The organism is Psychrobacter sp. H29 (assembly GCF_059073055.1).
The window spans coordinates 2,631,290-2,642,984 of sequence record NZ_JCACRY010000001.1 but is presented as its reverse complement, the minus strand read 5'-3'; the positions used below and the strand labels follow the sequence as shown (position 1 = coordinate 2,642,984).

The window sequence follows — 11,695 nt, the reverse complement described above, 5'->3', positions numbered from 1 at the left end:
TTCATTGGTGTTAATGTTGACTGCTACGCTTATCCTAAACACTCGCCCCAACTTCTCTTGCAATCGCAATCCCTTCCTCGACTGTTAAAAACTTGCGCTGGCTTGGGCTGTCTTTATAAATGACGTCGCCATCTTGAAAGATTAAGCACTCATTGACGGCGAGCTGCTGCCATTTCTCATTTTCAGTGAGCGGCACGGTGACCAAGATCGTGACTTTATCTGTGTCTGTGGTCACATCACCGAAGTTAATCGCCAGATCGTCGTCTGATAATTTAGCCTCACCAAATGGTGCTTTTCGCGTTAGATAAAACAACAAACTGCCCGCATAAGCCAGTTGCCACTTGCCGTTCGATATCAAGCAGTTGAATAGACCATTTGCAGACAGATAGCGACACTGCGTGGTCAAAAAATTAAACAGTGTTTGGTCGTCAGGACGAGTTTTGAAGCTACTCTTTAAACGATTAATGAGATAGCAAAAGATCATTTCAGAGTCAGTGCTACCCACTGGCTGACAATGCGCGGCATTACCGTTGTCTTGCAGGCGTTGGCAGCGTTTAATAAACTCGCTATTCATCTGTCCATTGTGCGCAAACACCCACTGCTCGCCCCATACTTCACGGACGAACGGATGCGTATTTGCCAAGCAGTTCTGCCCTTGCGTCGCTTTACGAATATGAGCGATGACATTCATGGCTTTGATTGGGTAATTGTTCACCAAGTCAGCCACTGGTGACAGGTGGCTCGGTCTATTGTCATGAAATAGACGCAGGCCTGTTGAATCATTTACCGTGCCATCGTTAGTATTGTTATTATTGCTGCATTCGCTACGTTCAAAAAACGCAATACCAAAGCCGTCTTCGTGACTGTCTGTCATTCCGCCGCGTTTGCGAAAACCTGAAAAACTAAAGCCAATATCTGTTGGGGTATTGCAGTTCATTCCTAAGAGTTGACACATTTATAGTTCACCGTCTTTATAGTCTTGTTTGCCATGATTGTGCTCGGTTTCTGGCGTGATACCGAGCTCAGCATCGCTCATATTGGCGAGTAGATCAGCCCTAGCACTACTGTCTGTATCGATACCCTCTAAGATACGCTGGGCTGCTGCCAGCTCTGTACCCTCTACCCAAAGCACTATACCAGAGTTCATACCAGGGATAGCACTTAGCGGCTGTAGAGACACCGTGATGCCATTATTGCGTAGCAGGTTGGCATGCAGCTCGCCTTGCATATTGGTATCGAAACGTGCCAGTTTGTGCCAGTTATCAACTTGATCGGTCATGGGGTCGTCTCCAAAGTGCTGCTACTAGGATATCTACTGCTAGCATATTTGTTACTAGGGTAAATGGATAAGCAATGTTTAGGATACTTGATCTAGTGTATATTCTTTGACTGCAAACTCACTACTGTTAGTTAATTTTTCGTGTGCTTGCTCGGCTTGTGCCATGCTACTAAACACACCAGCAATGTGATTGTTCTGTGTGTTCGATAATACAAACACTGCGTTCTGCGCTTTTTCGACATGTGCCCAATGATAGGCGGCTAAACGCTTCATCAAGTCAGGGTTTTTGACCATGATGTTGTCACCCGTACGTCCTTCGGTACGGTTGTAATGAATCACGTTTAGACGCAGTAACCAGAATATCACTGCTGCTTTTGCTAGCATAACAGGTAGTGCACGTTTCTCATCAGTATTTAGTGGGCGTATCGATTCATAACCTTGTAAGAATGCCGCCATTTTATTGCGATCAAAGTTCACAGACTCGCCCTGCTCAGCGACGCCCCACGTGGTACAAAAATCATTGATAGTGATAGCAATATCCATCACATAGTGCTCGACACTGACTTCAGTGAAATCTAACAGACCCGTCAGACGCGCTTCCCCTTTTTGTAGATTCCACAATGTGTTGTCAGCAAACATATCTAAATGACATAAGCCATTTGGCAATGTGGTCAGCGGTAGATCGCGATAAGACTGCCAAATATCACTCATCAATTTGGCTTCGTCACCTGGCATAAACTGCATTTCGCGGTCACGTACATCCGCCCATGGATATAAAGGTACGCCATATTGCTCACTTGGCTGTAGTGCTTGCAGCGTCTCATGTAGCATGGCTAACGCCGCACCTATATCGTGACACATCGCTTGCGTGGTTTGCTCTGGATGCGATCCTGATAGGCATGGCACTAGGGTAATTGCCTTGTCTTCATAATGGATGACATAACGTTTATCATCATCTGTTTGAGAGCTACTCGATTCAATAACTGCCAATGGCGCGGCAACAGGCAGTTTACCGTCTAACTGATTTAGGATGACTGCCATTTTTTCGATATCAGCAGGTGGACGCTCTTCAAACAAGGTAAATACATAAGAGTATGCACCCTCTACATCGTCAGTCGTCTGAATAAACCAGTTTGAGTTTTTGATACCTTGAGTAATCGGAATCGCACGGACGAACGACACACCAAAGCTTTGGCAAAAGGCGGCAAACTGATCATCGGTTAACTGGGTATAGACGGACATGACATCTCACTTATGACGGTTAAATGGTAAAAGTAGTACGTGAAATAATAAATTCAATTTGGGTAATAATAAATGTGGCGGCAGACAATAATAGTGACCATTACGTCGCCCATAAGCAAACTTTAAGTATCGTTAGGATATTTTGTCAACCAGCTGCGCTCTACAATGTAGCTGATACTGGTACTGATAGCTACATAGTAAAATAGCAGCTCAATAAGACAGCTACTTAATAAAAGAATGACTTAATAAATCAGCTGACACATAGGCTAGCTAGTATATAGGCTAAGCATTTTTTGCAATCTTTAAACCCTCTTCAATCGACAAATAAACAGGGGACTTAGGGACATCTTGATAAACCATATGACCTTCTGCAAAAATAATGCACTCATCAACGGCCAGCTGTTGCCAGTTTTCATCACTAGTAAGCGGGGTGGTAGCGAGCACCGTCATGACATCGTCTGTCTCGTTGACGGTCTCAAAGTCCATCGTTACATCCACATCAATGAGAGCCGCTGAGCCAAATGGAGTTTGACGAGTCACATGAAACAATAACGTATTGGCATAGCCGAGCATCCACTCACCATTGGACATCACGCAATTGAACAGTCCATAATTTGCCAAAAAACGGCATTGCACGGTTAAAAACTCATACAGTGTCCGCGCATCGGGCTTATACTCAAATTGGTCTTTTAGTTGATTGAGTAAATAACAAAACGCAAACTCCGAATCGGTGTCCCCTACTGGGCAATAGTGATGTGATTTGCCTTGCTTGATAGGGTCACTATCGGACGCCTCTTTAATGGTCATTTTACCGTTATGAGAAAACACCCAAGCCTCGCCCCAAATCTCACGCGTAAAAGGATGAGCATTACTGAGTAACTGATCACCTGATTTGCGTATATGGACAATAGTATTGTCAGCTTTTACTCGAGTTTGACTGACCAACTCAGCAAGTGGGGAGTCCATCGCTGCGCGATTATCGCAGTACAAACGCAGTCCCGTCGGCTCAAAATAAGCAATACCAAAACCGTCAACATGATCATCTGTAAGCCCGCCGCGAGCCCGAAAACCAGCAAAAGAGAAACCGATATCAGCAGGATTTTTACTGTTCATGCCGAGCAGTTGACACATAAGCACCCTTTGCATTTGTTTTGTAAAATAGTTACGCGTATCATAGCATTTTATGTGATGTATCTTTGTATTCTTGCGCGAATTAATAGGCGGTTTTATGCTAGCGAAACGTATTATTCCCTGTCTTGACGTAGATAATGGCCGTGTGGTCAAAGGGGTTCAGTTTGTCGATATCAAAGACGCTGGCGACCCTGTCGAAGTCGCCCGACGCTACAACGAACAAGGCGCTGATGAGATTACCTTTTTGGACATCACCGCGACCAATGACGAGCGCGATACCACGTATCATACCGTTGAGCGCATGGCAGAAACGGTATTTGTGCCACTCACCGTCGGCGGCGGCGTGCGAAAAATCGCTGATATTCGCAATTTGCTCAATGCAGGTGCGGACAAAGTCGCAATCAACTCAGCAGCAGTATTCACCCCTGAGTTCGTTGGTGAAGCTGCCCAAAAATTTGGTAATCAATGTATCGTCGTTGCCATCGATGCCAAACGCGTCGCTGATATCAACGTCGATGGTATTACCGTGCCGCGTTGGGAGATTTTTACCCATGGTGGTCGTAAGCCAACCGGTATTGATGCCGTTGCTTGGGCGAGCAAAATGGCCGAGCTGGGCGCTGGTGAATTGCTAGTCACTTCGATGGACGGTGATGGCACCAAAAAAGGCTATGATTTGGCACTCATGCAGCAGATCACCAGCCGGGTCAATGTACCTGTTATTGCTTCAGGTGGCGTCGGCAACCTACAGCACTTGGCAGAAGGCGTGCTAGAAGGTGGCGTCGATGCGGTACTTGCCGCCAGTATTTTTCACTTCGGTGAGTACACCGTGTTGGAGGCCAAAGAATACATGGCAGCGCAAGGTATACAGATGCGTCTATAGCACGTTCGTAAAATACAAATAAAACCCAAAAAAATGCTATCATAGTGCTAACCATTTATTTTCGTTCAATTAACTATGACAACGCCAAAATAATAGGCGACCGAGTTGATTGAACGTATTTGTATATTTAGCTATTTATTTACGTCTATATCTCAATTGAACGCTTTATTAAGCAAAGGATTTTTTATGTCGAACTTACAACAGCAGCGCAGCGATGTGACCCATATCGATGGTAACTTGCATCAAAATGCTGACGCTCGCATTGGCATCGTCGTTGGTCGTTTTAATGGTTTTGTCGTCGAGTCACTAGTTGATGGCGCAATCGACGCCCTACTCCGTCATGGTGTATTGGGTAGCAACATTACCGTTGTCCGTGTTCCTGGTGCATTTGAGTTGCCACTTGTTGCTCAGCGTGCTGCTGAATCAGATCGCTTTGACGCGATTGTGGCATTGGGTGCAATCATCCGTGGCAGTACTCCACACTTTGATATTGTAGCCAGCGAGTCGGCCAAAGGTTTGAGCGCTGTGGCAATGGATTATAATATCCCTGTTGCCAACGGTATCATCACCACGGATAGCATCGAACAAGCTATTGAGCGCTCTGGTACTAAAGCAGGCAACAAAGGCTCTGAAGCTGCGATGGTTGTGCTAGAAATGATCGCTGTTTTGTCACAGCTTGATATTGATGATATCGATGAAGCTTAAGCTTTGAAGCTAGAGCTTACTGTTTCAACTGGTGCTGCTATTTGGTAATAGCAGCACCTTATAGCACGACGCCAGCTATCAACACACTGGCTATTTTTTGAATTTTCGCCGTATTTCTATACCCTTTATAAAATTGAATAAGCAAAGTAAGTACATATGCGTTCTGATAGCATTCTGTCTCAACACACTTGAATAAATGCTTTGCTGATTTGGTTTCTGACTGGGTATCATCTCAAAAATTTAGGTACAGACCCCCTATGACTGACCAACTCAAGCGCGCTATCAGCGCTGCGAAAACCGCACAAGCCAACGAAGCTGAAGCTACCCGTATAGCGAGCAGTAGTGCAGGTGATCAAACCTTCGATATGAGTGAGTCTTCTTACAAGACCAGTCACACTGCTATCCGTAAAGCGCGCCGCTTTGCGATGCAAGGACTATACGAGTGGCTCGTCACCGACCGCCGCTTTGATGTGGATGGCAAGCTTGGCTGGAAAGACAATGCTCCGCATGACATCGCTGCACGTACGCGTGCCACCAACGCCATGCATACTGTACATATCGGTTACTATCACGAAATGATGCGTGATATTCCAGAGCAAATTGAAGCGCTAGACGCCCTTATCAGTCAACATCTCGATCGTGAGATTGATAAGTTAGATACCGTTGAGCACGCTATTTTGCTGATTGGTGCCTATGAGCTGCAAAACCGTATGGAAATTCCTTACAAAGTTGTGCTTGATGAAGCGATGAAGCTTAACAATCACTTTGGCGCGACTGATGCTCACAAATTGATTAATGCGGTACTGGACAAAATGGCTGTTGAAGTGCGCGCGCTTGAAGTGCAAGCAGATACCAAAGCTAACCTACGTACCTCACAAAAAACAGCATCTAAGCAAGCTGAAACAGTGCTAGCAGACGATGTCGAATCAGCTACTCAAACTACAAACGCTGTCGATGAGGCACCAACCGCTTCAAACAAGCCGCGTATCAGTGCTAACAAGGCCAACGTCAAGCGCAGTAGTGCCAGTAAAGCCAGTGCCAATATCAGTGAATTTAAGGCAAATAAGAAAGCCACTGACGATGCCAAAAGCCAAGACTAGTCATGAACGAGTTTGAGCTGATTGAGCGTATATTTCTGCAAATGCAAGCTGACTATTTACCGTCAGATGCTATCAAAAAGGGTATCGAAAAAGGTATCGGTGATGATGCGGCGGTCATGTCATTGCCAGCAGGAGCGCGCCTCGTCAGCTGTATCGATACGCTGGTTCAAGGTCGCCATTTCCATGCTGATTTTGAGCAAGTAAATAAGCTTGCGTTTGAAATTGGCTACAAAGCCGTCGCAGTCAATGTTTCAGATATTGCAGCTATGGGTGCCACCCCGCACAGTATCTTACTGGCATTGGCCTTGCCTGAGCAATTGGCAAACAGCGACTGGCTCACTGTATTTGCCAAAGGTTTATTTCATGCGTGCCAGCTGTTTGGGGTCACGCTAATTGGCGGTGATACTACACGCAGCGAGCAATTGGTGATCAGTGTGAGTGCGCAAGGGTTACTTACCGCAGATACACCTGCCGTCTATCGCTTGGGGGCGCAGGTCGGTGACAAGGTCTATGTCTCAGGGACGCTTGGTGATGCTGCCTATGCATTAGAGTTCCCTGACAGCCCACAAGGCACAGAGCTGACGCATCGCTTGCACATGCCAACGCCTCGTATCACTTTGGGTGCGGCACTGGCAAGCGCGGGCGCAACGGCGATGATCGATATCTCTGATGGTCTATACCAAGACCTTGGGCATATTTGTCAGCAGAGCGGTGTGAGTATGCAGCTTAACCTTGAGCAACTTCCTACTAGTGACTCGTTACGTTCAGTAGACTTATCTGAGCGCTTGTTGTGTCAGCTGGCAGGTGGAGATGATTATGAGCTGGCTTTTACTTTGCCTGCGCATATTGAGCCACCAGCTGGCAACACGCCTATCACTTGTATCGGGAAAGTGATTGCGCTAACAGAGTCAACAGCAACAGATAAAAACACATCTACAGCGTTACGTCCTGAACTGTTCTATAGCAACCAGTTAGTGACGCCTACCCAACCTGCACCATTCTCTACATGGCCTAATATTACTGGCTACCAACACTTTACAGGCTAATCTATGACTGATCATGACCTATCTAAGCCTGATATCCGTAAATCAAATGACTGCCCACCACTGCCAGCGGGTGCCAGTATGCTTGATGCTATCGTTTATTGGCTTGGGCTAGGCTTAGGTAGCGGCCTGCCCCGCCGTGCCCCTGGTACGTGGGGCACCGTTGGTGGTCTGATTGTGGGCGTACCGCTCATGGCCTTGGGGTTTGTCCCTTTTTTAATATTAACTATTCTATCTTGTATTGTTGGTATCTGGATATGTGGACGGACGTCTGAATTGATGCAGGTACACGATGATCCACATATTGTGTGGGATGAGTGGTCTGGTATGTGGATTACCTTGCTACCCCTATCGTATATTTTGTCCTATGTATTTCCTCCTTCTGTAGATGCCTTATCGATGATGATGTTGCCGACGTTTTGGGGCTGGTTACCGGCAGCTTTTATCCTATTTCGTGTGTTTGATATTTTAAAGCCACCACCGATTGGCTGGGCAGACAAAAAAGTTGCTGGCGGTCTTGGGGTGATGTTAGACGACATCATTGCAGGCATCATGGCGGCCGTTATTTGGCTGATTATTTATACCGTTGCAGTCATGTTTTTTGCTTTTTGATAGCAGTATGTAGGAATATCTAGGATAGTCTTGGTATATTTACTGGTTTGATTTCGCTGAATTAAGCGAGGCATATTCGAGTTACAAAGCCTGCACGTCATATTTTATTTTCAAAAGGGATTTTGCGTTATAATCCAATATTATATTTTGTTACATTTGTAGGATTATTATGACATCTCCTCTTTCTGTGATTATTTTAGCGGCCGGTAAAGGCACGCGTATGCAGTCTGCAAAACCAAAGGTATTGCAAACGTTGGCTGGTAAATCATTATTGGGTCACGTACTAGACACTTGCCATCAGCTCACTGTCGATGAAACGATTATCGTCCATGGGTTTGGCGGTGAGCAAGTGAAGTCGGAAATCACCAATCAATATACACAGTCATCGATCACTTGGGTTGCTCAAACTGAGCAATTAGGTACTGGTCATGCCGTCAAAGTGACGCTCTCTGCTCTGCCACAATCAGGGCAAAGCCTTGTTCTATATGGCGATGTACCATTGGTAAGCTGTCAGACGTTAGCCGCATTGAAAATTGCCAACACTGACGGTATGTCTATGTTAACCCTTACTGTTGATAATCCGTTTGGACTCGGTCGTATCAAGCGTGACCAAGCAGGTAATATTGAAGCTATCGTTGAGCAAAAAGATGCCAGTGCCGATGAGCAAAGCATCAAAGAAATCAACAGCGGTATCTATTGCGTGGATAATGCGCTATTGCATAAATATTTACCTGACCTCTCTAACGATAACGCCCAAAAAGAATACTATCTGACTGATATTGTCAAGATGGCAGTCGCTGATGGTATTACTATTGCGGCGATTGAGCCTGAGCATACGTTTGAGATTGAAGGCGTGAATAATCGCCAACAACTTGCCAGCCTAGAACGTACGTGGCAGCGCAAGTTAGTCGCTGATTTACAAGAAGCAGGTGTACAGTTTGCTGATCCTACCCGTGTTGATATTCGTGGGTCTTTAACCGCTGGCCAAGATGTGTTTGTAGATGTTGGCGTGGTATTTGAGGGTAATTGCGTTTTAGGTAATAACGTCTATATCGAAGCTGGCTGTGTGATTAAACATGCCACTATCGGTAATGCCTGCCATATCAAACCTTACTGCGTGATCGATCACGCTGATATTGGTGCTGGTGTCGATGTAGGGCCTTTTGCCCATCTGCGTCCTGAGACGGTATTGTCTGATAATAGTAAAATCGGTAACTTTGTAGAAATTAAGAAATCGACCGTCGGTTACGGCAGTAAAGTAAACCATTTGAGTTACGTGGGTGATGCGACTGTTGGTACAGGCGTCAATATTGGTGCTGGTGTCATTACCTGTAATTATGATGGTGCTAATAAATCGCAGACCATTATCCAAGACAACGCTTTTATCGGTTCCAATGCTAGCTTGGTTGCGCCTGTAACGATTGGTGATACTGCGACCGTGGCGGCAGGTTCTGTGGTTACAAAAGATGTTGATAATAATGCTTTGGCATTTGGCCGCGCGCGTCAAGTGCAAAAAAACGACTTTCAGCGTCCGACCAAGAAGTAACCGGCTCGTTGCCAGCGTGATCAATGATCGTCACTCTTGAGCAACCCTAAGCAGTACTTCAATCTTTGTGGTACTGCTTCATCATATTTATAAACTGATGCGCTAATTGATGACCAGAGTGATGAATCAGTGGCTAGTCTTTTTATCTTGTACCATCCTATATTGAACTACTAAAAATTGAATTTAAGGAATAGCCATGTGTGGAATTGTAGGCGCAGTTGCTGAGAGAAATATTGCTAATATCTTACTTGAAGGCTTGAAGCGTTTAGAGTATAGAGGCTACGATTCAGCTGGTCTGACGGTTATTCGTGATGGTGAGCTACACCGTGAGCGTCAAGTAGGCAAAGTAAAGGCGCTAGTGGATGCTGTCGCCGTCAATCCAGAGTTCTTTGATGGCCATATCGGTATTGCTCATACACGCTGGGCCACCCACGGTGAGCCAGCACAGCGCAATGCACACCCACATGTATCAGGCAAAATTGCTGTTGTACATAACGGCATCGTCGAGAACTATGCTGAGCTAAAAGAAGAACTGCTGGCTAAAGGCTATGAGTTTACCTCGCAGACAGATACTGAAGTGGTGGCGCATTTAGTCCATGATATCTATAAAAAAACACCTGACTTGTTAGAAGCTGTCCGTACTATCATCCCATTACTGCATGGTGCCTTTGCTTTGGGTATCGTACATGTAGATTGCCCAGATGAGCTTATCACGGTACGTCTAGGCTCACCGTTGGTGATTGGCGTCGGTATTGGCGAGAATTTTATCGCCTCAGATCAGCTGGCTCTACTGCCAGTGACCAATCGCTTTATGTATCTAGAAGAAGGTGATATTGCTAGATTGACTCGCAGTAGCATTCAGGTTTATGCAGATGGTGTTGAAGTCCAACGTCAAGTACATGAAATTGATGCCACTCAGCACAACGCAGATAAAGGTGAGTTCAAGCACTACATGCTCAAAGAAATCTATGAGCAGCCAGATGCTGTCGGTCGTACTATTGAGATGGCCTTAGATAATGGCGAAACCACTAAACTACGCGATGATTTTTTGCAGCGTCATGAGACAAAGCTATCAGGTATCCGTAATGTCCAAGTCATCGCTTGTGGTACCAGTTATCATGCTGGTATGGTCGCAAAGTACTGGTTCGAGAGCCTTATTCGTATCCCTTGTTCAGTCGAAGTGGCAAGCGAGTTCCGTTACCGTAACCCTGTCGTCGTCGATAATACTCTGGTTATCTGTATCTCTCAGTCGGGTGAAACGGCTGATACCTTATCTGCACTACGCGATATCCAAAAGCAAGCGCCTGTAGGCTTAGTTAGCTTAGCGCTGTGCAACGTACCGACCTCATCACTGGTACGCGAGACAGATATATTCCTGCCGACACTAGCAGGTCCTGAAATTGGCGTTGCCTCAACCAAAGCATTTACCACGCAGCTGGTCGCACTGATGCTACTAATACTTAAAGTGGGTGCTACTCAGCAACGTATGACCGATGAGCACTTGAATACCCTACTTGGAGAGCTACAAAAGTTGCCAGGACAACTACACGCCAGTCTAAGTCTAGATGGTCCTATCCAAGCCATGAGCGAGCATTTTGAAGACAAGAAGAGCTGTCTGTTTTTGGGACGTGGTCTACAGTTCCCAATTGCTTTAGAGGGCGCGTTGAAACTAAAAGAGATCTCTTATATTCATGCCGAAGGCTATGCAGCAGGTGAGCTCAAGCACGGACCATTGGCACTGGTAGACAAAGACATGCCAATCGTCGTATTGGCACCCAAAGACAGTATGTTTGATAAATTAAAAGCCAACATGCAAGAAGTGCATGCGCGTCATGGTGAGCTATTCGTCTTTGCTAGTGAAGCCAGTCAAATGGTAGCAGAGGACAGACTGCATTTGGTAAATGTGCCTGACGTTTGCGAGGCTCTAGCCCCTATCGTCTACAGTGTACCCGTACAGTTGCTGTCGTACCATGTAGCAGTGATGCGTGGCACTGATGTCGATCAACCACGCAATTTGGCCAAGTCAGTGACGGTTGAGTAGTATAACCTATTGATTTTTAATTTATTGTATACGAGTAATAAAGATTCATACTGAGTAATAAAGATTCATACTGAGTAATAAAGTATCATACTGTTGACTCCATTATTACCCCCTGC

10 protein-coding genes and 1 pseudogene are annotated in these 11,695 nt (G+C 45.7%); 7 read left to right on the top strand and 4 right to left on the bottom strand.

What is annotated here, in order from left to right; genetic code table 11:
- Positions 1 to 34 precede the first annotated feature (34 nt).
- The 4 genes from AC5JP1_RS10760 to AC5JP1_RS10745 form a co-directional block, all read right to left on the bottom strand.
- On the bottom strand, positions 35 to 955 hold the full coding sequence (locus AC5JP1_RS10760; RefSeq protein WP_493844117.1) for a class II glutamine amidotransferase: 921 nt from the start codon (positions 953 to 955) through the stop codon (positions 35 to 37).
- Positions 956 to 1,279: a hypothetical protein gene (locus tag AC5JP1_RS10755; RefSeq protein WP_493844116.1), complete on the bottom strand. Its 324-nt coding sequence runs from the start codon at positions 1,277 to 1,279 to the stop codon at positions 956 to 958.
- A 78-nt stretch (positions 1,280 to 1,357) separates the two neighbouring features.
- On the bottom strand, positions 1,358 to 2,521 hold the full coding sequence (locus tag AC5JP1_RS10750; RefSeq protein WP_493844115.1) for a homoserine kinase: 1,164 nt from the start codon (positions 2,519 to 2,521) through the stop codon (positions 1,358 to 1,360).
- A 282-nt stretch (positions 2,522 to 2,803) separates the two neighbouring features.
- Positions 2,804 to 3,652, bottom strand: a complete 849-nt coding sequence (locus AC5JP1_RS10745) for a class II glutamine amidotransferase (RefSeq protein ID WP_493844114.1) — start codon at positions 3,650 to 3,652, stop codon at positions 2,804 to 2,806.
- A gap of 97 nt (positions 3,653 to 3,749) precedes the next feature.
- On the opposite strand from AC5JP1_RS10745, the gene hisF reads away from it, so the two are divergent.
- The 7 genes and pseudogenes from hisF (at position 3,750) to glmS (ending at position 11,579) form a co-directional block, all read left to right on the top strand.
- Positions 3,750 to 4,532, top strand: a complete 783-nt coding sequence (gene hisF, locus AC5JP1_RS10740; RefSeq protein ID WP_347163512.1) for an imidazole glycerol phosphate synthase subunit HisF — start codon at positions 3,750 to 3,752, stop codon at positions 4,530 to 4,532.
- A 186-nt stretch (positions 4,533 to 4,718) separates the two neighbouring features.
- Entirely contained in the window at positions 4,719 to 5,237 is a 519-nt protein-coding gene (gene ribH / locus AC5JP1_RS10735; RefSeq protein WP_319052082.1) for a 6,7-dimethyl-8-ribityllumazine synthase, read from the top strand.
- A 257-nt stretch (positions 5,238 to 5,494) separates the two neighbouring features.
- Positions 5,495 to 6,307, top strand: a pseudogene (nusB, locus tag AC5JP1_RS10730) (transcription antitermination factor NusB); the annotation flags it as partial.
- Between the two features lie 32 nt (positions 6,308 to 6,339).
- Complete coding sequence (gene thiL, locus AC5JP1_RS10725) at positions 6,340 to 7,383, top strand: thiamine-phosphate kinase (RefSeq protein ID WP_493844113.1); 1,044 nt, start codon at positions 6,340 to 6,342, stop codon at positions 7,381 to 7,383.
- Positions 7,384 to 7,386: 3 nt separating this feature from the next.
- Positions 7,387 to 7,992: a phosphatidylglycerophosphatase A family protein gene (locus AC5JP1_RS10720; protein ID WP_493844112.1), complete on the top strand. Its 606-nt coding sequence runs from the start codon at positions 7,387 to 7,389 to the stop codon at positions 7,990 to 7,992.
- A gap of 169 nt (positions 7,993 to 8,161) precedes the next feature.
- Entirely contained in the window at positions 8,162 to 9,538 is a 1,377-nt protein-coding gene (gene glmU / locus AC5JP1_RS10715; RefSeq protein ID WP_493844111.1) for a bifunctional UDP-N-acetylglucosamine diphosphorylase/glucosamine-1-phosphate N-acetyltransferase GlmU, read from the top strand.
- Positions 9,539 to 9,734: 196 nt separating this feature from the next.
- Positions 9,735 to 11,579 carry a glutamine--fructose-6-phosphate transaminase (isomerizing) gene (gene glmS / locus AC5JP1_RS10710; RefSeq protein WP_493844110.1) on the top strand — a complete coding sequence of 615 codons (1,845 nt, stop codon included), beginning with the start codon at positions 9,735 to 9,737 and terminating at the stop codon, positions 11,577 to 11,579.
- Positions 11,580 to 11,695 lie beyond the last annotated feature (116 nt).

Coding starts and splice junctions, on each gene's coding strand:
- AC5JP1_RS10760 (WP_493844117.1), bottom strand. CDS start 955: ATGTGTCAACTCTTAGGAATGAACTGCAATACCCCAACAGATATTGGC.
- AC5JP1_RS10755 (WP_493844116.1), bottom strand. CDS start 1,279: ATGACCGATCAAGTTGATAACTGGCACAAACTGGCACGTTTCGATACC.
- AC5JP1_RS10750 (WP_493844115.1), bottom strand. CDS start 2,521: ATGTCCGTCTATACCCAGTTAACCGATGATCAGTTTGCCGCCTTTTGC.
- AC5JP1_RS10745 (WP_493844114.1), bottom strand. CDS start 3,652: ATGTGTCAACTGCTCGGCATGAACAGTAAAAATCCTGCTGATATCGGT.
- hisF (WP_347163512.1), top strand. CDS start 3,750: ATGCTAGCGAAACGTATTATTCCCTGTCTTGACGTAGATAATGGCCGT.
- ribH (WP_319052082.1), top strand. CDS start 4,719: ATGTCGAACTTACAACAGCAGCGCAGCGATGTGACCCATATCGATGGT.
- thiL (WP_493844113.1), top strand. CDS start 6,340: ATGAACGAGTTTGAGCTGATTGAGCGTATATTTCTGCAAATGCAAGCT.
- AC5JP1_RS10720 (WP_493844112.1), top strand. CDS start 7,387: ATGACTGATCATGACCTATCTAAGCCTGATATCCGTAAATCAAATGAC.
- glmU (WP_493844111.1), top strand. CDS start 8,162: ATGACATCTCCTCTTTCTGTGATTATTTTAGCGGCCGGTAAAGGCACG.
- glmS (WP_493844110.1), top strand. CDS start 9,735: ATGTGTGGAATTGTAGGCGCAGTTGCTGAGAGAAATATTGCTAATATC.